At 59.9% G+C, this 20,199-nt stretch carries 21 protein-coding genes; 12 read left to right on the top strand and 9 right to left on the bottom strand.

The genetic code is table 11. The annotated features are described in order from the left end of the window. Positions 1-286 precede the first annotated feature (286 nt). The 3 genes from LLH00_05320 to LLH00_05310 all read left to right on the top strand — a co-directional run bounded on the left by LLH00_05320 (position 287) and on the right by LLH00_05310 (position 1,581). Positions 287-703: a single-stranded DNA-binding protein gene (locus tag LLH00_05320; protein ID MCE5270686.1), complete on the top strand. Its 417-nt coding sequence runs from the start codon at positions 287-289 to the stop codon at positions 701-703. 132 nt (positions 704-835) lie between these two features. Next, complete coding sequence (locus LLH00_05315) at positions 836-1,072, top strand: hypothetical protein (protein ID MCE5270685.1); 237 nt, start codon at positions 836-838, stop codon at positions 1,070-1,072. A 329-nt stretch (positions 1,073-1,401) separates the two neighbouring features. After that, positions 1,402-1,581, top strand: coding sequence for a hypothetical protein (locus LLH00_05310; protein ID MCE5270684.1), 180 nt, complete (start codon positions 1,402-1,404; stop codon positions 1,579-1,581). A 355-nt stretch (positions 1,582-1,936) separates the two neighbouring features. Here LLH00_05310 and rplI read toward each other — a convergent pair whose 3' ends face one another. The 4 genes from rplI to rpsF all read right to left on the bottom strand — a co-directional run bounded on the left by rplI (position 1,937) and on the right by rpsF (position 4,160). After that, entirely contained in the window at positions 1,937-2,398 is a 462-nt protein-coding gene (gene rplI, locus LLH00_05305; protein ID MCE5270683.1) for a 50S ribosomal protein L9, read from the bottom strand. A gap of 71 nt (positions 2,399-2,469) precedes the next feature. Continuing rightward, complete coding sequence (locus LLH00_05300; GenBank protein MCE5270682.1) at positions 2,470-3,363, bottom strand: YybS family protein; 894 nt, start codon at positions 3,361-3,363, stop codon at positions 2,470-2,472. A 134-nt stretch (positions 3,364-3,497) separates the two neighbouring features. Continuing rightward, positions 3,498-3,743, bottom strand: a complete 246-nt coding sequence (gene rpsR, locus LLH00_05295; protein MCE5270681.1) for a 30S ribosomal protein S18 — start codon at positions 3,741-3,743, stop codon at positions 3,498-3,500. A 75-nt stretch (positions 3,744-3,818) separates the two neighbouring features. Continuing rightward, positions 3,819-4,160 carry a 30S ribosomal protein S6 gene (gene rpsF / locus LLH00_05290; GenBank protein MCE5270680.1) on the bottom strand — a complete coding sequence of 114 codons (342 nt, stop codon included), beginning with the start codon at positions 4,158-4,160 and terminating at the stop codon, positions 3,819-3,821. Between the two features lie 290 nt (positions 4,161-4,450). Here rpsF and LLH00_05285 point away from each other — a divergent pair, with 290 nt between their 5' ends. Beyond that, positions 4,451-6,055, top strand: coding sequence for a S41 family peptidase (locus LLH00_05285; GenBank protein ID MCE5270679.1), 1,605 nt, complete (start codon positions 4,451-4,453; stop codon positions 6,053-6,055). After that, entirely contained in the window at positions 6,052-6,318 is a 267-nt protein-coding gene (locus tag LLH00_05280) for a hypothetical protein (protein ID MCE5270678.1), read from the top strand. Before LLH00_05285 ends, LLH00_05280 begins: the two co-directional genes overlap by 4 nt. 123 nt (positions 6,319-6,441) lie before the next feature. Here LLH00_05280 and LLH00_05275 read toward each other — a convergent pair whose 3' ends face one another. Further along, on the bottom strand, positions 6,442-6,939 hold the full coding sequence (locus LLH00_05275; protein ID MCE5270677.1) for a hypothetical protein: 498 nt from the start codon (positions 6,937-6,939) through the stop codon (positions 6,442-6,444). Positions 6,940-7,184: 245 nt separating this feature from the next. Between LLH00_05275 and LLH00_05270 the strand changes: the two genes are divergently transcribed. Genes LLH00_05270 through LLH00_05260 form a run of 3 tightly spaced genes read left to right on the top strand, consistent with a single transcriptional unit; the run spans position 7,185 to position 10,491 of the window. Further along, on the top strand, positions 7,185-8,960 hold the full coding sequence (locus tag LLH00_05270) for a hypothetical protein (GenBank protein ID MCE5270676.1): 1,776 nt from the start codon (positions 7,185-7,187) through the stop codon (positions 8,958-8,960). 20 nt (positions 8,961-8,980) lie between these two features. Continuing rightward, positions 8,981-9,709 (top strand): type 1 glutamine amidotransferase, encoded by a 729-nt coding sequence (locus LLH00_05265; protein MCE5270675.1) that lies wholly within the window; start codon positions 8,981-8,983, stop codon positions 9,707-9,709. Then, the gene (locus tag LLH00_05260; GenBank protein MCE5270674.1) at positions 9,709-10,491 is read left to right on the top strand and encodes an SDR family oxidoreductase; all 783 of its coding nucleotides are present in this window, start codon (positions 9,709-9,711) and stop codon (positions 10,489-10,491) included. The genes LLH00_05265 and LLH00_05260 overlap by 1 nt, the downstream gene beginning before the upstream one ends. Before the next feature lie 2 nt (positions 10,492-10,493). Here LLH00_05260 and LLH00_05255 read toward each other — a convergent pair whose 3' ends face one another. Beyond that, positions 10,494-11,399, bottom strand: coding sequence for a restriction endonuclease (locus LLH00_05255; GenBank protein ID MCE5270673.1), 906 nt, complete (start codon positions 11,397-11,399; stop codon positions 10,494-10,496). 43 nt (positions 11,400-11,442) lie between these two features. Beyond that, positions 11,443-11,724 carry a hypothetical protein gene (locus LLH00_05250; protein ID MCE5270672.1) on the bottom strand — a complete coding sequence of 94 codons (282 nt, stop codon included), beginning with the start codon at positions 11,722-11,724 and terminating at the stop codon, positions 11,443-11,445. 291 nt (positions 11,725-12,015) lie between these two features. On the opposite strand from LLH00_05250, the gene LLH00_05245 reads away from it, so the two are divergent. From LLH00_05245 to LLH00_05230, 4 genes are all read left to right on the top strand, one after another. Further along, a complete protein-coding gene (locus tag LLH00_05245; GenBank protein ID MCE5270671.1) occupies positions 12,016-12,657 on the top strand; it encodes an MBL fold metallo-hydrolase in 642 nt (213 codons plus the stop codon). A 136-nt stretch (positions 12,658-12,793) separates the two neighbouring features. Further along, entirely contained in the window at positions 12,794-13,210 is a 417-nt protein-coding gene (locus tag LLH00_05240) for a nucleotidyltransferase substrate binding protein (protein MCE5270670.1), read from the top strand. Further along, complete coding sequence (locus tag LLH00_05235; protein ID MCE5270669.1) at positions 13,203-13,508, top strand: nucleotidyltransferase domain-containing protein; 306 nt, start codon at positions 13,203-13,205, stop codon at positions 13,506-13,508. Before LLH00_05240 ends, LLH00_05235 begins: the two co-directional genes overlap by 8 nt. A 243-nt stretch (positions 13,509-13,751) precedes the next feature. Continuing rightward, positions 13,752-15,218, top strand: coding sequence for an SEC-C domain-containing protein (locus LLH00_05230; protein ID MCE5270668.1), 1,467 nt, complete (start codon positions 13,752-13,754; stop codon positions 15,216-15,218). A gap of 33 nt (positions 15,219-15,251) precedes the next feature. On the opposite strand, the gene dnaE is transcribed toward LLH00_05230, so the two are convergent. Both dnaE and LLH00_05220 read right to left on the bottom strand, forming a co-directional pair. Continuing rightward, positions 15,252-18,836, bottom strand: a complete 3,585-nt coding sequence (gene dnaE, locus LLH00_05225) for a DNA polymerase III subunit alpha (GenBank protein MCE5270667.1) — start codon at positions 18,834-18,836, stop codon at positions 15,252-15,254. Between the two features lie 10 nt (positions 18,837-18,846). Then, on the bottom strand, positions 18,847-19,890 hold the full coding sequence (locus LLH00_05220) for a DUF4837 family protein (protein MCE5270666.1): 1,044 nt from the start codon (positions 19,888-19,890) through the stop codon (positions 18,847-18,849). Between the last annotated feature and the right edge of the window lie 309 nt (positions 19,891-20,199).

The following is a 20,199-nucleotide window of genomic DNA, read 5'->3' as shown; positions in this document are numbered from 1 at the left end:
GGTTGAAATATAGCGGCGGCGCACTCATTATCAAGCAAAATTATTCTAAAAGCCATTTCAGAAGGCCTAACGGGCAGAATGAAACAAGAACACTTGACAGGGCCAAGTTTTCTCTGATATAGTAAAAAGAGATTATTCACGAAATTAGCTCATAAACCTTCAATGGAGAAACATATACAAAAGAACTTAAAACTTTCTGTCGTGCAGGCCCACTCGGCCGGTCGAGAACAGGGAAGCGCCGGGATAGAATCCCAAAGGTGACAACGATTCAATTCGGGGTGTTTTTATGGCTCAGCGGGATTTGAACAAAGTGATCCTGATCGGTAATATCGGTCGGGACCCGGACCTGAGGCAGACAGAGAAAGGCAGCGCGATCTCCACTTTTTCCCTGGCGACCAACACCACCTGGGTCGACCGCGAGGGTGTGCGGGCCGAACGCACGGAATGGCACAATATAGTCGCCTGGAACCGCCTGGCCGAAATATGCAACCAGATCATCCACAAGGGCGACCAGATCTACATCGAGGGCCGCCTGCGCACCCGTTCCTGGACGGATGAGAAAGGCGAGCACCACCACCGCACCGAGGTGATCGCCGAGCAGATGATCAAGCTCAGCCGACGCCCGGACGAGGACAGCGAGCCGGCTGAAAGCGCCGGACACGCCGCCGATCCCGCCTCCACCCCCTACGGACACGGACATTGACAGCGCCCGGACCAGCCGGGATATCCCTGACCTGGACTTCGCGATAGAATAATGGTCCGAGGTTCGGGTTATTTATTAGTATCATAAAGTATTAAATTACAAAGCTCCTGCCTGCCGCCGAAGGACTGACGCATGAGTGAAGCCAAAGAACGGCCCCTAACAATGGTGATCAGCGCAGCTTGTGGAGTGTCGATCGCCGCGTTTTTCATCTATCTGCATTCCGGCCCCGAGACCCTGGCGCAGCTGGGATGGGGCTCGGTCCCGGCCGGGGTGGCGGTCATGATCGCCAGTTCCGTCCTGGGCGGCTGGCTCGGTATGCTGATCCGCAAGCTGATTCGCCAGCACAGAAAAAGAATAATCCGTCTGTGAGCCGCTGGGACAAACCACCGTGGTATCCATAGCGCTTCTACCTCAGGAGGACTGACGGATGGAAGAAGAAATAGCCCGGTTCAGCCTCGTGGGCTGGATAACCGGCTCGTGTGCCGGCGGTACGGCCGGGACCTTTTTCATCTATCTTTATTTCGGCCCCGTGGCCCCGGCTGGCCTGGGCGGCTTGCTCCCGGCCCGTCTGGGTGTACTGGTAGGATGCATTGCTGTCGGGGGCGCGATTGGCAACTGGTTGGGCCTCCGGGTGCGAAAAAACAAAGAGAAAAGATTCAATCCTTAACCCACACGGCAAAGCGACAGGAAGACACGGAATGAACCCACGCAAGCCGCCGCAGCCCAGCCCGCCCGCCGGCAAACTGGACCGGCTCAAGGAAGCCCTCGGGCGAAAGGACAACCCCTCGGAGAAAGTGTTGCGGGCTTTCAACAGCCTGATGCGCCAGGAGCCGGGGCAGCCCGGACCGGTCAAACCGGGGCCGGCCAAAGGGAAATAGGACTCGAAGCAAAAAAGGGGTGCGGCAGGCCGCGCCCCTTTTTCAATAGCGTTAAAATAAACAGGGATTTAAGAATCAACCCTCGCGGCAACGAAGAGTAAGACGCACACACCCCGTCGGCTGCGCCGCCACCCCTCTTTTTAGAGGAGAAGGAAAGGCACCGCCGTTAAATGTGGCAACCGAGAGCTGGGCTCTGGCGGGATACATCCCCTCTCGAGAGGGGCGCCCGCGCGAGCGGGCGGGGTGTGTAACGGTCGAGGCAAATTGGAAACCGGGCGATAGTAAATATCTCCCCAAAAAACGAAGAGGCGGGTCAAAGACCCACCTCTTCGGATATCGGCTTGAATCCCATTGCCTACTCTTTCACCACCCAGACCTTGATCTCCGCGGTCACTTCGGGGTGCAGGCGGATGCCCACGCTGTAGACCCCGAGCTGCTTGATCGGCTCCTCGAGCAGGAACTTGCGGCGATCCAGCTCGAACCCCTGCTTGGCGGCCTCATCGGCGATGTCCTGGGACGTGACCGATCCATACAGACGTTCTTCCTCGCCCACCTTGACCTGGAAAGTCAGCGACAGCTCGCCGATCTTGGCGGCCAGGACCTGAGCCTCGGCCTTTTCCTTCTCGGCCAGGACCAGGGCCTGTTTCTTCTCAAACTCGATGCGCTTGAGGTTGCCCGCACTGGCCATGTAGGCCATGTTCTTGGGGACCAGGTAGTTGCGGGCAAACCCCGGGGCCACGCTCACCACGGCGCCGATTTTGCCCAGGCCCTCGATGTCGGTGCGCAGGATCACTTCGCTTTTGCGTCTGATCTTCAATTTAACCTCCCCGGCAAAACTGCCGAAAGTCAGGTACAGCCACAGCTATAAGTTTTCTTTTCAGTTCCGGTTCAATGGTTCTCCGGCACGGTCCGCCTGAAATCCATCCAGGTGTCCAGGAGCCCGAAAGTCAGGTGGAACAGGCAGACCGGGGTCAGGCACAGGGTGACCGCCAGCAGCCGGATAATCAGGCCGCCGCCCCGCGCGGCGATGAAGAAAAACATCACCGCCAGGCCGCGGATCACGTACAGCACTCCCATGACAAACAGCAGGTTCAGCGCCAGACGCCCGGGCCAGCCCTTGCCGGCCAGCAGCACCAGCACCAGCCCCGCGATCACGGCCCAGATCCAGTGGTCCTCGAAGCGGTACTGGTCGAACCTCGTGCAGCCCAGCGACAGCGGGATTGCGGCCTCGCCCCAGCGACGGAAAGCCAGGGCCGAGATGAAGAACGAGGCCAGCATCATCAGCACATACTGACCTGGCAGCAGCGCCACCACCATCCTGACTGTGCGCTCGATCGCCAGCCGGCTCTGGACATCGTCACCGGCCACCAGGCCCCATTGTTTCTGGACCGCGGCCGCCTGTGTCTCCAGATGGGACCAACTCTCCAGTGCCACTCCGCCGGAGACGAACAGCGCCAGCACAGCCAGCACTCCGGCCAGGCAGGCCAGCAGCGCCCCCGAGGTGACACTGCTGAACAGGTTGCTTCTGAGAATGAACATTCCGGCCAGCGCCGCCGCCACAGCGAACGTAATGCTGATCGGCTCCATGGTCAGCCAGCCCACGGCCGCCGGGACCAGCAGCGCCGCCGCACCGGCCAGCCGCCGCCGCGGACGGCGGTCGCAGCACAGAAACATCAGCCCCAGGATGAAACCCACGGCCACCAGCATGAACCAGTTGGTCAGGGTCAGGCCAGCCAGCACGGCAGGCAGGAACCAACTATCATTTCTTCGGCTTTTGCCCATTGAAACCTGTCCCGGCAGGGTCCGGCCTTTTGGGTTGCATCAGGATGACGGCCGCATCGGGACCGATCCGCCCGCCGGTCATTACGGCATCCGCCTCAAAGCGAGGGAGGACGGCTGCTGGCCGTCCGCGCGCCTCACGACCGCGAGTGCGTCTCTCCGACATAGGGCAGCAGGGCCAGGTAGCGCGCCCGCTTGATCGCGGTGGCCAGCTGGCGCTGATGCTTGGCGCAGGTGCCGCTGGTGCGACGGGGCACTATCTTGCCGCGCTCGGTCAGAAAACGTCCCAGGGTGCGCTCATCCTTGTAGTCGATCTTCTCTATGCTGTTCTCGCAGAGGTAGCAGACCCGCCTGCGGCTTTCCATCATCGGTCTCGGTCTCATCCACTTATCCTTTCAATCCTGTTAGTCGGTATTTATTGTATTCAGGTCACTCCGGCAAACAGCCGTCCTTAAGACTCAGGCGTCATCATCCTCTGAGGAGGCCGGCTTTTCGGCTTTCTTCTCGGTGTCCGGATCGTACAGCACGACCAGATAGCGCATCACCTGCTCGTCGATCTTCAGACGGCGCTCGATCTCGGCGATCACCGCCGGCCGGGCGTCGAAACGATAGACCCGGTAGATGCCGTTGTCTTTCTTCTTGATCTGGTAGGCCAGCTTGCGCTTGCCCCAGTCAAGTATGTCGACTATGACGGCCTCCTGCGACTTGAGGAGTTCTTCCAGGCGCGTGAATTTATCCGCGACCTGGCTTTCCTCAATCGTAGGATCAAGGATCAGGACAAGCTCGTACCTGTTGTTCATGAACGTTCCCCCTTCGGTCTTGCGATCCCCGCATTGTGCGGGAATAGGGCGTAAGTTATTGGGAAATATGAAAAGGTCCGCAGTACTGCGAACTGAACAATCTAATCGTCTCCGGGGTAAAATTCAAGTCTGATGATACATTTGGAATAAATTCGCTTTCCGGACCCGGCCGAGGGCATGAATATTGACTTATAAGCGTATTATGTTCATATTCAACAATCTATTGTGAATCGCTTTCGCAACCGTCCCGCGCAGAGGCCGGCCGGTCGGCCGGAAATGAAGGAACAGCCATGAGATTCTTCCGTAAAAGAAGCCCCTACCTGTACGGCTCGCTCACGGTGATGGCCCTGCTGCTCGTGGGCTGGCTGGTCGGCCGGGTGATGGCCACCTCGGACAACACCTACATGCGCATCCTGCTGCTGCAGGATGTGGTCGGCCAGGTGAGCATGCGCTACGTGGACTACATTCCGCCCGAAAACCTCTACCGCCGCGCCACGGACGGGCTGCTCAAGAATCTCGACCCCTACACCGAGCTGATCCCGGCCGAGGATTTCAAACGCTTCCAGGAAATCCAGGTCCACAGCGAGTACGTGGGCATTGGCATCTCGATCAGCAAGGTGGAGAACGAGATCGTGGTGATGTCGATTTACAGCGGCTCCTCGGCCTGGCGCCAGGGGGTGCAGCCCGGCGACCGCGTGGTCAAGGTCAACGGCAAGTCCTCCTGGGGCTGGACCACCGAACAGGCCTCCAACAACCTTCTGGGGCCCGAGGGCTCCAGCGTGGAGATCACCCTGGCCCGCGCCGGGCTGGATGAGCCGGCCACCTTGATCCTCACCCGCGAGCCGGTGGTCGTGCCCACCGTGACCCGGCATTTCATGCTGCCCGACAGCGTGGGCTACCTCCGCCTGAGCAGTTTCACCGAACGGAGCCTGGAGGAGCTGCGACAGCAGGTGCAGCAGCTCAAGGCCGACGGGATGAAAGCCATGGTCCTCGACCTGCGCGACAACTCGGGCGGCCTGACCGACCCGGCCGTGGCCATCGCCGACCTGTTCCTGCCCAAGCGCGGGGTGATAGTCTCCATGCGCGGGCGCAACACCCAGGACAGCAAGAGCTTCTTCTCCACCGGCAAGCCCATTCTGCCCGAGAATTTCCCTCTGGCCGTGCTGATCAACGAGTTCACCGCCAGCTCCAGTGAAATCCTGGCCGGCGCGCTGCAGGACCACGACCGCGCGATCATCCTGGGCCAGAACTCGTTCGGCAAGGGCCTGGTGCAGACCACGTTCCCGCTCAGCTCGGGCGATGTGCTCAAGATCACCACCGCGCGCTACTACACCCCCAGCGGACGGAACATCCAGCGCATCAACTACACCCCGCGCCAGCAGTGGGACGAGCTGGGGGAGGAGGACGAGGAGGAGCCGGGCGATTCCTCCAAGCCCCAGCCCAAAAAGGAATCCTACCACACCGACATGGGCCGCGAGGTCACCGGCGGCGGCGGGATCGTGCCGGACGTGCGGATCGAACCCCCGGCGGCGGCCTACGACCCGCTGATCGGGCGCATTTTCTCGCACTCGTTCGATTTCGCGGTGGCCTACAAGAGCCTGCACCCGAACCTTGACCGCAGCTTCCAGGCCGATGACACGGTGTTCAAGGCCTTTGTCAGCTACCTGAAAAACAAGCAGGTCAACGTGGATCAGGAGCGCCTGACCGAGCTAAAGGACTACATCACCACGAACCTGCTGACTTTCCAGATCGCCCAGGTGACCTGGGACGAGAACACGGCCTACCGCCTGATCTCCGGGCACGACCATCAGTTGGGCAAAGCGCGCGAGATGCTCGCAGGCGGGGCCACGCAGCAGAAGATAATGCAGAAGCTGATGGAGGAAAAACCTAAGTGAGCGGAAAGACGAGCGCAGCCAAGAGCAGGGACACGCAGGCCGAGAACGCGCTGAGGGCAGCCGATAGGGATTCGCGGGGGGATTTCTGGGGAAATTTCTTCTATTTCCTGGTTCTCAGCATCGCCATCACTTTCATCCTGGCCAACAACACGGTCCAGGCCCTGACCAGCACCACCGGCGCGATTATCCTGGGCCTGCTCGTTCTGCTGGATGTTTTCCCGGCCTTCCACCTGGCCCGGCATTTCCTGTACGACCGGGACTGAGGCGCGGCGGGTTACGGGATCGACGCAAAACACGTAGGGGAGGGTTTAAAACCCTCCCCTACATTTGTTTCGACCGCTTCAGCCCCGCAGCAAGTCACCTTTCATTCCGTTCGGGCAACCCCCTCAGGGCCGCACGGTGAAGCCGAAAGTGAGTTTCACGTCCGGGCTGTCACCCACCCCGAACTTGGCCTCCACGAACAGGCTCGAGGTCTCGGAGGTCTCGAACTCCAGGCCGCCCAGCAGGTTCAGGCCTACCTGGAACTCATCGTCATCCGCCCGCGGGTTGGAATTGCGGTGGCTGAGCAGGTTGAACCCCAGCCCACCGCCGGCGTAGGGCACGTAGTTCTTGGTCTTGTGGTCGGTCAGCATGTAGACCACTTCCGGGTTCAGGCAGACCATGGTCAGGTCGTTGCCCACGCCCACTTCGACATTCGGGCGGAACACCAGGTTCTCCACGATCTCACCCAGGTCGGCGTGCACGCCGAAATGCACCTGGTCCGGGTCGAGGGTCGCCCCCACGCGCCCGCCGATCCCCAGGAGCACCTCCTGCGCCCGCGCCGCGGTGAGCGGGAAAACGCACAGCAACGCAACCGACAGCAACATCCTTCCGCACTTGCCCATCGTTTCACTCCTTGCGCTTTGATCCGGCAGGGGATACTTCTTTGCATCACGAATCAAGTATAATTTCCTCAACCTGAGACGGCAACCCGGCAGCCATTATTCATCAGCCGGGGCGGCTATGCACTCAGAAAGCACCGCCGCGCGGCCCGGCGCGGTGAAATACCTTTTCAGCACAGTCCGCTTTTCTTATCTTGGAGAGACATGGTTTGTTCCAGGCTTTTTATCTTTTCGACCGGAGTGTCTTAGTGAGCCTCTTGGATATCCTGATCGTGGCCGGGTATATGGCGACAATGCTGATTGTGGGACTGCTGCACCTGAAAGAAGCCTCGGGGGACGTGCACAGCTATTTCCTGGGCAACCGCCGCATCCCGTGGTGGATCACGGCCATGAGCTCGAGCATGTCCTCGATCGATATCACCGGCACCATGCTGAACGTGTCGATCCTCTATTTCATGGGTGTGCGCTCGTTCTACTACAATATATGGATGATCGGCGGGGTGGCGCTGATGTGCCATCTGGGGCGCTGGATCCGCCGCTCCAACGTGGTGACCGCCGCCGAGTGGATGAGTTTCCGTTTCGGCGAGGGCTGGGCCGGCGAGCTGCCGCGCCTGACCGTGGCCGCCATCTCCATCGGCTCGCTGATCGGCTACGTGGCCTACGCCTATGTCGGGGTGGGCAAGTTCATCTCGGCTTTCGTGCCGGCCCTGAGCTCCGACCCCACGGTCAACGCCCAGATCTGGGGTGCGCTGGTGATCCTGTTCACCGCGGTCTACGCCGTGCTGGGCGGGCTGTTCAGCGTGGCCTACACCGACCTGATCCAGACTTTCATCCTTTTCCTGACCTCGGTCTACATCACCGTGGCCGCCTTCGTCAAGGTCAGCCCCCAGGTTATCGCCTCGCTCACCCCCGCGGGCTGGGACATCCTGCATCCCACCACCCGGATCGACTACATGGAGGGGGTAGCCATGGCCGGCTACCCGGCCGGGGCGTTCGCCCTGTTCATGCCCTGGGTGCTGATGTGGGGCTTCCAGTCCCTGCTCTCTTTCTTCAGCGGGCCGGGCATGGGACCGGGCACGCAGTTCATGCTCTCGACCCGGAGCGCCCGCGACACATGCAAGCAGGGCGCGGGCTACGAGCTGCTCACTTTCCCCAAATGGACCCTCGTGGTGGGGATCACCCTGCTCGCCCTGACCACCGGCGGCATCGACATCGCCGACACGGACATGGTCCTGCCCCGGATGATAAGCACCATCCTTCCCACCGGAGTGAAAGGCTTCGTCCTGGTGGGATTCCTGGCGGCTTTCATGTCCACCTTCTCGATCTCGATCAACAACGGCACCTCGTACGTGATCCGCGACATCTACATCCGGCACATCCGTCCCGCGGCCGGGCGCGGCGAGTTCCTGGCCGTGACCTACCTGAGCTCGGCCGTGTTCGTGGTCCTGGGGGTCTGGCTGGGCATGTCGATGCACAGTGTGCTGGAGCTGGGCGTCTGGGTGTTCGGCATCCTGTCCGGCAGCATGATCGTCCCGCTGATCCTGCGTTGGTACTGGTGGCGTTTCAACGGCTGGGGCTTCGCTTTCGGGATGATCGCCGCCTTTGCCGTGGCCCTGGTGCAGAAAGTCATCCAGACCCACTGGGGCTATGTCTGGCCGGACTGGGCTTTCTATTTCCTGATGTGCAGCGTTTCGCTGGCCGTCTCGGTGGCCGTGACCCTCGCCACCCCGGCCACGGGACAGCAGACCCTGGTCGAATTCTACCGCCGCACCCAGCCCTGGGGTTGGTGGCGGCCCGTGCGCCAGGACTTGCAGCGCAGCGAACCCGCGTTCGTCCGGGAGGATATGCTGCGTTACGACCTGATCAACTGCCTGGTCGGGGCCGCGGCTCTGTTCTGCCTGAACATGATGCCGGTCTATTTCATGCTGCACAACTGGGTCATGTTCTTCCGCCTGGCCGTCGTGTTCGTCCTGACCGCGGGCACGATGTATTTCACCTGGTACCGTACGCTTCCCACGGATTGAAACCCGACGCGAGGTGATAGATGGAGCAGCTTCTTGTCATTCAGCATATGGAGCACGAGGACGCCGGGGTGTTCGGCGAGACCGCCCTGCGCGAGGAACTGGAGCTGCGCCTGGTGCGCACCTGGCTGGGCGAGAGCGTGCCGCGCACGCCGGGCGAGCATACCGTGGCGGTGCTGATCATGGGTGGCGGCATGAACGTGGACCAGGTGGACCGCTATCCGAACCTGGCTGCCGAGATGAAACTGGTGCGCCAGTGCGTGGCCCGTTCCATTCCGCTGATGGGGGTCTGCCTGGGTTCGCAGCTAATCGCCGCAGCCCTGGGAGCGCGGGTGTACGATGGGCCGGTGAAAGAGATCGGCTGGTACGCCCTCGGCCTGACCGAGGAGGCCGAGCACGACCCGCTGTTCGAGGGCCTTCCCAAGCAACAGACCGTGTTCCAGTGGCACGGCCAGACTTTCGACCTTCCAGCCGGGGCGGCGCGCCTGGCCGGCTCGGCCTCTTTCCCCAACCAGGCCTACCGTCTGGGCGAGTGCATCTGGGGCCTGCAGTACCACCTGGAGATCACCGAAAGCCACGTGCGCGACTGGCTCGCCCGCGGCGGCGAGGATTTCGCCGGGCTGGACTATATCCACCCGGAACGCATACTCCAGAACATACCGAATTACGAACCGGCCTGCCGCCACCTGGCCGACAAGCTGTTCAGCCGGTTCATCCGTTTCGCCCGCAACCGGGCGACAGGAGGCAGATAATGGGACTGCTCAAAGGCAAGACCGCAATTGTGACCGGCGGTGGGACCGGGATCGGGCGGGCCGTTGCGCTGCGTTTCGCCGCCGAGGGCTGCCGGGTGGTGGTCTGCGGCCGCCGCATGGACAAGCTGAACGAGACCGTGGCCGCCTCTGGCCCCCTGGCCGAAAAACTCCTGGCCTTGCCCTGCGACCTCACCGACCGCGCCCAGATCCTGGGGCTGGTCAAGACCGCGACCGACAAGCTGGGCGGGCTGGATATCCTGGTGAACAACGCCGGGGCGATGCGTTTCGCCGACCTGTCCGTGGCCGGTGAGGACATGTACGACCTTCTGATGGAGACCAACGTCCGCGCGGTCTGGCACCTCTGCCAGGCGGTGATCCCGCACCTGAAAGCCCGCGGCGGCGGCTCCATCGTGACCATAAGCTCGGTGGCCGGGCTCAAGGCCATGAGCGGGGCCGGGCTCTACTGCATGAGCAAGGCCGCGGTGCAGATGCTCAGCCAGACCCTGGCCATCGAGCACGCCGCCGACCAGATCCGGGTGAACGTGGTCTGCCCGGCCCTGGTGGAGGAGACCGAGCTGGCCGAGCCGATAGTGGGCAAGGAGGGCATGCAGGCGTTCTACGACAAGCTGCGCGCGAGCCACCCTCTGGGCCGCAACGGGCGGCCGGATGACATTGCGGACGCGGTGCTCTACTTCGCTGGAGATTGCAGCCGCTGGGTGACCGGGACTGTCCTGCCGGTGGACGGCGGCCGGATGCTCACCAGCGCAAGACCGAAGGTGTGAGGCTATTCTTCAGAAAAATAGTCTGAATCTATTTTCTTGATTTCATAATTACTTATGGTTGATACGCCTACGCCGTGATCAATCATTAACTGAGTCAGTGTCTCACCATCAATGAGAACTATTTTGGTATCAACTCTTGAAACGTAATCTTCCGCTTCGGAAGAAAAGTTGGAAGTTGTAATAAAGAGGCCTTTCTTTGCTTTTTGACCAGATAAAGCTCCGACAAATTTTTGAATATCTGGCCTACCGACCGTGCTTTCCCATCTTTTAGCTTGAATGTAAATTGCATCCAGACCCAGCCTGTCTTCTTTGATTATGCCGTCAATACCCCCATCACCCGATTTCCCTATTGCTTTTCCAGCATCTTTTCTTGTCCCGCCATAGCCCATTTTAACTATGACTTCAACAACCAATCTCTCAAAAAAGGAAGGGGAACATACTTTTATTTTTTGTAATAATTCATAAGCCAAATCATTGCGCATCTTCTGGTACACGTTTTCGAGCATTTCCTCTGGCGTCTTGCTATTTAATTCCAAGTCAATTTCAGTCTCGGATTTAACATTTTTGGCTAATCGAAAATCCCTGAATTCTTTAAACTGCTCGAGAAATTTAACATCTATCCGGTCAGGTTTTTTCTTTAAAACCTCAAATCCTCTTTTTGTAATTCTATTTACTCCCCTGCCTGTTGATTCTAAAAGCCCAGCCTTTTTAAGATAAGTTCTGGCCCAACCAACTCTATTAGTGAAGATTTCCTGCCGCCCACTGGGCAGCATTTCTTTCCTCTCTTCGTCTGTAAGTCTAAATTCTTCAGACAACTTTTCAACTGCTTCTCTAAAGCTGTGCTCGTAACCATCTTGAGAGAAGGATAAAAGTGGCAACATACAGGTCTGGTAATCGGGAATGGCCATATCGATGTCCCTCTCCCTTAACGACATTTCCATTAAGACTTTCTTATATCGCCTCGAAGCGCGCGCAATGCTTGATCTTCACGCTCTCGTCCTGCTTGCAGGTGTTGATGCAGCGCGCGCACATGGCGTTCACCTTCTCGGGCGGACGCTCCACCAGCACGAGCGCCTCGGGCTCGCGCAACAGGCGCTTGTGCTCGGAGCGCAGGCTCTCGCCCACCGCCGACAGCTCCTCCATCTCGCGGCGCAGCTCCTGACGGTGGAGCATCACGCGCTGGCGCAGACGCTCCATCTCCCGGTCCAGGTCTTTCCTGTCGCTCTCGGGCATGGCGGACTTCCCCAGGGAATTGCCGTGTCCGGCAGGGCCTGTGCGCGGCCGCGCCGGTAGAACCCTCTCCTTTCCTTGCTCTCCGGGTGCGGGCGCCCCCCAAGTCCGCTCATGCGCCCGCGGCCGTCCTTTTTTCTCGCCTCAATTCCAACATAACTCGCCCCGCGCGAAATGTCACGTAAATGACGCAATCTCAGCCATCGCCACTTGACACGGCCACCCCGCGGGGCCTATGCTAAGGCATCGAATCCTGGGAATAACGATTCATCCGTGACAATACAGGGAGGCAGTATGCTTTTCGAACAGGTCAGGACCGGCGGCGACCGCAATTTCGGCTATTTCCTGGCCGAGGGCCCGGGCGGCTGCGCCGCGGTGGTCGACCCGTCCGGCGCGCCGGAGAAATTCTTCGAGCTTCTGGACCGTCACCGCTGCGAGCTGAAATACGTGATCTGCACCCACGACCACTACGACCACACCGGCGGGATTGTCGAGCTGGCCCGCCGCAGCCAGGCCCTGATCGTGATGCACAAGCTGACCGGCGACCACACCGACGTGCCGGTGGAGGACGGCGAAATCCTGGACCTGTGCGGCCTGAAACTCAAGATAATCCACACGCCCGGCCACAGCGACGACTCGATCTGCGTGCTCGCCGACGATATCCTGCTCACCGGCGACACCCTGTTCGTGGGCAAGGTGGGCGGCACCGACCTGGGCGCGGGCGCGCGCGCCGAGTACGAGAGCCTGCACGGCAAGCTCCTTGCCCTGCCGGATGAGACCAAGGTCTACCCGGGCCACGATTACGGCGCCGCGCCCAGCTCCACTATCGGCAACGAGAAACGGACCAACCCGTTCCTTCTTTGCGGCAGTTTCGAGGAGTTCGTGGACCTCAAGGCCAACTGGGCCGAGTACAAGCGTGAGCATGGGATAAAGTGAGGGGCGGGATATATCCCGCTCACGCGGAGGCATTGGCGGGGTGGATTATCTTGACACTTCCGCGAAACGAGGTCTAAATTCGTTTCAAATCTAAGGAATTGCAGCCTTGTGGCCACATCCACCCCGGAGGGCGGACATGCTTGACCTGAGCAGCCTGCAGAAGTCGGTCGAGGCGCTGGAGCGCTCGATAGACGCCGCGCGCGAGGGGATGGACTCTTTCGGCGAGGACCTACGCATGACAGTGCGCGCCGGGGTGATCCAGAATTTCGAGGTGGCCTACGAACAGTGCTGGAAATTCATCCAGCGCTGGCTGCAAGTCAACCGGGTCCCCGAGGAGGCCGGGCTTCCCCGCACGCGCAAGGAACTTTTCCGCCTGGCCGCGCGCGAGGGTCTTATCGACGACCCCCGGCCCTGGTTCGAATACGGCGAGGCACGTAACCTCACCTCGCACACCTACGACCAGGCCCAGGCCGAGCTGGTCTACGCCGCGGCCGGACGTTTCGTCCCCGAGGCCAAGGCCCTGCTGGCGCGGCTGGAGGCGTTGAATGATTGACCTGCGCAGTGACTGCCTCGATGAAATTCGCTCCGTGCTGGAGGCCCAGGCCCCGGACTGCGAGGCCTGGGCGTTCGGCTCGCGGGTGAGCGGCGCGGCGCGGGCGCACTCCGACCTGGACCTGGTGCTGCGGGGCCCCGCCGGGCTCGGACTGGGCCGCCTGACAGCGATCCGCGAGGCTTTCGCCGAATCCGACCTGCCGATAATGGTGGACGTGCTCGACTGGCACACCTTGTCCGAATCTTTCCGCAAGACAATCGAGAAAAACTGCGAGCTGCTGCGGCGTCCGGGGCGGTAGAGGCGGGCTGGCGGCGCGGTTTTACCCCCCTCTTTCCCAAAGGGGGGCCAGGGGGGATTCAGGATTCCGCCGTTTTTCCCGGCTGGGCGCGGAGATTGGCAAAAGGCAAATCCCCCTGTATCCCCCTTTACGAAAGGGGGAGGAAAAGCGCGAAACTCCCAACCTGTCCGATTAGTCCAGGCACTGGCACAGGGACTAAGCATGTCTTGATCGATAAAAACCTTGCTTAATGTTGAGGCCACAATGTCTACAACGAAAGTTGGAAGAAATGAAATTTGCCCCTGTGGCAGCGGCAAAAAATATAAACACTGCTGCGAAAACAAAGTCGATTGGAATGGTATCTTCAGTACAGGAGCTGATTGGATACCATATCTTTCGATAAGGGGAAGAAATATCAATTTTCTCAATAGATTAGCGGACATCTTGCAGATTAGAAATCTTACAAATGATCTCTCAACATACAAAGCGGCCTTCACTGCTAATGCCGTTGAAGAAATCCACGAAGCCGTAATGGAATTCTGGCCGCCAGATTTAGATATAGTTAAAGCTCTTGAATCTGCATCTTCAGAGGTTTCAGGGCTATATGTTGGGGATTATGAACCAGAATATTTTATTAAAGGCATTATTAGGCATTCGCTTTATGCAAACAAAATACTCGTCGTGGATCCATTTATATATCCATCAAGTGTCAGAGATCAATACAATCCAATATTGGAACCAGAACAGTACCGCTCTCAAACACTTAAAGATGTTAATTTATGGTTTTCTCTTATTCCTTGGATAGAAGACGGAATAGTTGAAGTAATACGAACTCCAGCGGATTTTGACAGACGGCTTAACTGGGAATCCATGGAGCGACAAATTAAAAAATTTGCAGATAATCCGGAGTTGCACAAAGCAATGAAGAGAACCGTCCAAGAACTTAAGTGCCGACATGGCGAAAAAATGGCTCGGACAGAATTGGTCCTTATGGCTCCAGATTCAGTTTTAAGAAAACGTTTTGAGGAAAACGAATTAGAAAAAAGAGGATTAACAGCAGATGATTTCTTGTTGTATGTCCAAAATCAACGAGACAATGATCCCAATTTTTTAGAACCGCTTGGTCAGAATTCTGACAACGGGCAAATGTTTGCACTCAAATCAGGCTCGAACTACGAGATAGCCAAGTTAACTGCAAGTATTACTAACTCTTATTTAGTAACTGATCTTTTTGCAAGGTGGCGTGAAATCGAATTGGATCGCGATTCTCAATCAACCGAGACAAGAATATGGTCCCCGTTTGCGAAAGCAATACAAAACAACAAGTTATCTTATTTGAATTCCGTAGACCTCAAACATGCTCTATTACTTCGCAAAGAAGGTCGGCTTGAATCAATGCGAATGTTCTTGAGAAAAGTATGGAAAAGCGCATGCACTGGAGAAGAATATGATGATAAAAATACACAACTTTTGACTGAAGAATTGTATGAAGAAATTAATAAAGCACAGGAAGAATGGAATCAAATTGACGCTGATCTACTAAAAATGATAAAAGGTGACGCCGTTACCTCTCTCCTCGCAGCCGGTCCTTTAGTTGCATCCGGACATGGAGATTTTCTTGCTGCTGCCATAGCAGTTGCTGGCACATATGATTTTTTAACGGTTCAAACCAAGCGTCGTAGCTTCCCGAAACGATTCCCGGCGGCTTTCTTTATGAATATTGATAAGTAATAATATTCTAAATATTAAATTCCCCTTCCCCCCTCACTCCTTCTTCACCCACCCCCCGTTCTTGCCGTTGCCGCCCTTGCCGCCACCCTTGCCATTGGAGCCGCGGGCATTCATAAAATTCTCCAGCTTGCCCGAGGCCAGCAGGCCCGCCCCCTTGGAGGGGTGCCAGGCCAGCTTGGCGCCGGAGGGCCCCAGGAGCGCTCGCAGCTCGGCCAGAAGACTGTCCACGGGCTTTACCGTAATCTGCTTGCTGCGCAGAAGATACTCCCCATTCGGCTCCAGAAGGCGCAGGTAGACCGGGTTGTCGCCCACGTGCCCGAACAGGGCGGCCTGGACCTTTTTCAGCGTCGCCTCATCCGTCTCGCGCGGCTTGAAATGCACCTCCACCCCCACCGCGCTGTCGGAGCGGATGTCCTCCAGGGCGATCAGCCAGTCGGCGATCAGCTTGCCGGTCTCATCGTTGGGCCGCTTGCTGTAGCGCCCGGAGACCAGCACGAACGAGCCCTGGTAGACCAGGTCGCGGTGGCGCTCGTAGGCCTCGGCGAACACGAACGCGTCCACGCTGCCGTAGCGGTCCTCCACGGTGATCACGGCCCATTCCTTGTTGTTGCGGTCGAAAAACGTGCGCAATGTGGAGATCATCCCGCCCAGGCGGATGATGCTCTGACGCTCCAGGTCCGGGTCGTTGAACGTGACGCTGGTGGTGTTGCCGAAAGCGTCCAGCTCCTCGCCGAACCGGTCCAGCGGGTGGCCCGAGATGTAGAAGCCCAGGTACTCCTTCTCGTATTCCAGGTCCTGGCCCGGCGCCCAGGCCTCGAAGCTCTCGGGCAGAGGCGGGAAGAGGTCCTCGCCCTTGGGGACCGACTTTTCCTGCGAGCCGAACAGGCTCATCTGGCCGCTGGCGCGCTCGGCGGCCAGGCGCTGGCAGACCTCCACGGTGCTGTCGAGCACGGCCATGAGCTGCTCGGGACGGTTGCAGAAAGAGTTCAAGGCCCCGGCGCAGATCAGGCTTTCCAGAAGGCGACGGTTCACCATGCGGCTGTCCGCGCGGTCGATCAGGTCGCCCAGGCTCTTGTAGGGCCCGCCGCGACGGCGCTCCTCGACCAGGGAGTCCACTGCCCCGCGGCCGGCGTTCTTGACCGCGGCCAGGCCGAAACGGATGCCGCCCTCGACCACGGTGAACACGGGGCCGCTCTCGTTCACATCCGGGGGCAGGATGCCGATTTTCATGCGGCGGCACTCCTCCAGGAACACGGCCAGCTTGTCGAAATTGTTCATTTCGCTGGTCAGGGTGGAGGCCAGGAACTCGCGCGGGTGGTGCGCCTTGAGCCAGGCGGTCTGGTAGGCCAGCACGGCGTAGCCCGCGCTGTGGCTCTTGTTGAACCCGTAGCCCGCGAAATGGGCCATCAGCTCGAACACCTTGTCCGCGATCCTGGGGTCGATCGCCTTTTCCTTGGCCCCGGCCATGAACTTGCCTTTCTGCTCGTCCATGACCTCCTTTTTCTTCTTGCCCATCGCCCGCCGCAGCTGGTCGGCCCCGCCCAGGGTGAACCCGGCCATCTCGCTGGCGATCCGCATCACCTGCTCCTGGTAGACAATCACGCCGTAGGTTTCCTTGAGGATCGGCTCCAGGACCGGGTGCAGGTACTCGACCGCCACGTCACCGTGCTTGCGGTTGATGAAGTCCTCGACCATGCCGCTGCCCAGGGGGCCGGGACGGTAAAGGGCGTTCATGGCGATGATGTCATCCAGGCACTCGGGCCTCAGCTTGCGCAGGTATTCGCGCATCCCGCCGGACTCGAACTGGAAGATGCCCACGGTGTCGCCGTTGCAGAAAATCTCGTAGGTGGCCGGGTCATCCAGCGGCAGGGCGTCCAGGTCCACCTCCACCCCCGTATTCTGCTTGATCATGTCCAGGGCGTCCTGGATCACGGTCAGGGTGCGCAGGCCCAGGAAATCCATTTTCAGCAGGCCGATTTTCTCGACGAAATCTTTGTCGTACTGGGTGGTGATATCGTTCGTGCGGGGCGAGCGGAACAGGGGCACGTAATCGGTCAGCCTGCCCGGGGCGATCACCACGCCGGCCGCGTGGGTGGAGGCGTGACGGTTCACGCCCTCGAGGGTCTTCGAAATCTCCAGCAGCTTGCCGATACGCGGGTTCTTCTCGCCCAGCTCGCGCAGCTCGGGCCGCACCTCGAGGGCCTTGTCCAGGGTGATGCCCAGTTCCTCGGGGATCATTTTGGCGATACGGTCCACCTCATCGAACGGCATGCCCATCACCCGGCCCACATCGCGCACCACGGCCCGGGCGGCCATGGTCCCGAAAGTGATGATCTGGGTGACATTGTCCTCGCCGTACTTGTCCTTGACGTACTGGATCACCCGCTCGCGCTCGCGGTCGGCGAAGTCGATGTCGATATCGGGCATCGAGACGCGCTCGGGGTTCAGGAAACGCTCGAACAGGAGGTTGTACTTGAGGGGGTCGATGTTGGTGATGCCCAGGCAGTAGGAGACCAGGCTCCCGGCGGCCGAGCCGCGTCCCGGCCCCACCGGCACGCCCATCTCGCGGCTTTCACGCACGAAATCGCTGACGATAAGGAAATAGCCGGGGAAACCGGTCTGGCGGATGATGTCCAGCTCGTAGGCGAGACGCTGCTCCACCGATTCATCGGCCTGGGGGTAGCGCTTCTTCATGCCCTCGCGGGCCAGCTCGGCCAGATAGCTGTTCATGTCGTAGCCATCCGGGAGCGGGAACTCGGGCAGAAGGTACTTGCCGAATTCGAGGCTCACGTTGCAGCGCTCGGCGACCTCGGCGGTGCGGGTGACCGCATCCGGGAAATCGCGGAACGTCTCGAGCATCTCCTGCTGGCTCTTGAGGTACAGCTCGGTGGTCCCGAACTTGAGGCGCTTGGTGTCGTCCAGCACCTTGCCGGTCTGGATGCAGACCAGGGCATCCTGCGCCTCGGCGTCCTCCCGGCAGAGGTAGTGGGCATCATTGGTGGCCACGAGCGGGATTTCGAGCTCCCCGGCGATCTTGACCAGCTCGGGCAGCACCCGCCGCTCGATATCTATGCCGTGGTCCATGATCTCGATGTAGAAACGTCCGGGGCCGAACAGGTCACGGTACATGCGGGCGGCCTCGCGGGCCTCCTCCGGACGGCCGCGGGCGATCAGGTCGGCCACCGGGCCCTTGACGCAGCCGCTCAGGGCGATCAGGCCCTCGCGCTTTTCGCCCAGGACCTGCAGGTCGATACGCGGCTTGTAGTAGAACCCCTCGAGGAAGCCGATGCTGGACAGACGGGCCAGGTTCTGGTAGCCGGTGTTGTTCTCGGCCAGCAGAGTGAGGTGGTAGTAGTTGCCCGCCCCCTCCTCGGCGCTGCGGGTGAACCGGCTGCCGTGGGTGATGTAGCTCTCCATGCCCAGGACGGGCTTGATCCCGGCTTTCTTGGCCTCGGTGTAGAACTCGAGCGCCCCGAACATGTTGCCGTGGTCGGTCAAGGCCAGGGCGCCCATCCCGAACGAGGCGGCCTTGGCGACCATGCGCTTGATCTTGGCCGCACCGTCGAGCAGGCTGTAATCCGAGTGGTTGTGAAGATGGACAAACGGTATATCGCTCACAGGCAGAGCCTTAGTTTCCGGTCAGGGTGAAACTGTCCATGATACGGTCGAGCTGGCAGACATAACGGTACTTGTTCTTGCGCGAGTCCGGGCAGAACAGCAGGCAATCGAGGATGTAGCGGCGGTCCCGGTCGGGCAGGTCGATGATCTGCTGGACATAGATGCCGCCGCTGATCTGTTCCAGGTTCTCCCACACCCCGAAGACCCGGATGCGGTTCTGTCCGTCCACTGTCACACTGCTGGTGTCGACTCGCTCTGGCAGGGTGCGCATGCCAGGATAGGCCTGCGTCGCGAGCAGGGAGTCGCGCAGGGCGGCAAGACCCGCCTGGCTCAGGTCCAGTGGCCCGGGGTGGTCGATCCGGGTGATCACCAGGCTGCGCACCGGATCCTGATGCACGAACATCCACTGGTTGGGCGGCAGCGAGTCGGCCATGACCCGCTGGTACACCATGGGCAGGGTGACCGAGAAGCCGCAGCTCTTGCCCAGGGAATCGGCCAGGGACTTGTTGATCCCACTGATATACATGTTCTCGGCTTCCTCCTTCTCCAGTATCTTGAGGAAGGACTGGTAGATACGGTCGCCGTAGAGCGCCACCACGCGGGGAAGGTCGGACTCGGCGGCGCTGGCCAGCCCGACCACCACCTGCCCGCGAGCCCAGATATCCGGCTGGGTGAAAAACAGGCCCTCCTGGCTCTCGGCCACTTTCTTCATGGTCTTCTCATCCACCACATCCGGCAGGAGGATTTTCTTTTCAAGCGACTCGATCAGGATAATCTTATCCCATTCCTTGAAATAGCTGACATCTTTCTGGTTGGCGTGGGCCAGCTCGAAGATTTTCTCCCAGCGTACGGCGTGGAACTCGACCTCCACCTTGCGCCGCAAGTCCGGTTCGATCGCGGCCCAGGCCGAGTCGCTGCAGATTACGAGGATTTCCTTTTCGCGGCCGAAAGCGCGTGGTTTCTGAACGTGCAACTCGGTGCAGGAGACAGCCGTCCCGATAACCACCACGGACAGGACCGCGAGTGTGCTTTTCAGGGAGGAAGCGGCGGTCATTTTCGGCTCCTTGTGTCTCGTCCGGACCGCCCTCGGGGCATGCCGGCTAAGAGGTTGAAAGTGTAATGGATAACGTCTGTCGCGTGTTTTATGGACTGCACTTGCGGGCAACATTTGAACCTAACGGGTTGGCTGCGGCGGGTCAAGTACGGCGGGCCAGCATTCGGGTGGCCTTGCCTGGCAGCCGGATTGCGACTAAATTGCGAGCCGGAACACAGGTTGCGACCGAGCGGTCCGGCTCAAGGCCCGGGCTCCGGCGGGGGGGCCGCGCAGCCGCCGCCACAGGCGGCGGGCGGGTTGCACCCGCGG

This window comes from bacterium (genome assembly GCA_021372515.1).
GTDB lineage: Bacteria > Gemmatimonadota > Glassbacteria > GWA2-58-10 > GWA2-58-10 > JAJFUG01.
This window is presented reverse-complemented; position numbering and strand designations above follow the sequence as displayed.

Bases quoted from the DNA above. Each gene is read 5' to 3' on its own strand.
- LLH00_05320 (MCE5270686.1), top strand. From the start codon at position 287: ATGGCTCAGCGGGATTTGAACAAAGTGATCCTGATCGGTAATATCGGT.
- LLH00_05315 (MCE5270685.1), top strand. From the start codon at position 836: ATGAGTGAAGCCAAAGAACGGCCCCTAACAATGGTGATCAGCGCAGCT.
- LLH00_05310 (MCE5270684.1), top strand. From the start codon at position 1,402: ATGAACCCACGCAAGCCGCCGCAGCCCAGCCCGCCCGCCGGCAAACTG.
- LLH00_05300 (MCE5270682.1), bottom strand. From the start codon at position 3,363: ATGGGCAAAAGCCGAAGAAATGATAGTTGGTTCCTGCCTGCCGTGCTG.
- rpsR (MCE5270681.1), bottom strand. From the start codon at position 3,743: ATGAGACCGAGACCGATGATGGAAAGCCGCAGGCGGGTCTGCTACCTC.
- rpsF (MCE5270680.1), bottom strand. From the start codon at position 4,160: ATGAACAACAGGTACGAGCTTGTCCTGATCCTTGATCCTACGATTGAG.
- LLH00_05285 (MCE5270679.1), top strand. From the start codon at position 4,451: ATGAGATTCTTCCGTAAAAGAAGCCCCTACCTGTACGGCTCGCTCACG.
- LLH00_05275 (MCE5270677.1), bottom strand. From the start codon at position 6,939: ATGGGCAAGTGCGGAAGGATGTTGCTGTCGGTTGCGTTGCTGTGCGTT.
- LLH00_05265 (MCE5270675.1), top strand. From the start codon at position 8,981: ATGGAGCAGCTTCTTGTCATTCAGCATATGGAGCACGAGGACGCCGGG.
- LLH00_05260 (MCE5270674.1), top strand. From the start codon at position 9,709: ATGGGACTGCTCAAAGGCAAGACCGCAATTGTGACCGGCGGTGGGACC.
- LLH00_05255 (MCE5270673.1), bottom strand. From the start codon at position 11,399: ATGGCCATTCCCGATTACCAGACCTGTATGTTGCCACTTTTATCCTTC.
- LLH00_05250 (MCE5270672.1), bottom strand. From the start codon at position 11,724: ATGCCCGAGAGCGACAGGAAAGACCTGGACCGGGAGATGGAGCGTCTG.
- LLH00_05245 (MCE5270671.1), top strand. From the start codon at position 12,016: ATGCTTTTCGAACAGGTCAGGACCGGCGGCGACCGCAATTTCGGCTAT.
- LLH00_05240 (MCE5270670.1), top strand. From the start codon at position 12,794: ATGCTTGACCTGAGCAGCCTGCAGAAGTCGGTCGAGGCGCTGGAGCGC.
- LLH00_05235 (MCE5270669.1), top strand. From the start codon at position 13,203: ATGATTGACCTGCGCAGTGACTGCCTCGATGAAATTCGCTCCGTGCTG.
- LLH00_05230 (MCE5270668.1), top strand. From the start codon at position 13,752: ATGTCTACAACGAAAGTTGGAAGAAATGAAATTTGCCCCTGTGGCAGC.
- LLH00_05220 (MCE5270666.1), bottom strand. From the start codon at position 19,890: ATGACCGCCGCTTCCTCCCTGAAAAGCACACTCGCGGTCCTGTCCGTG.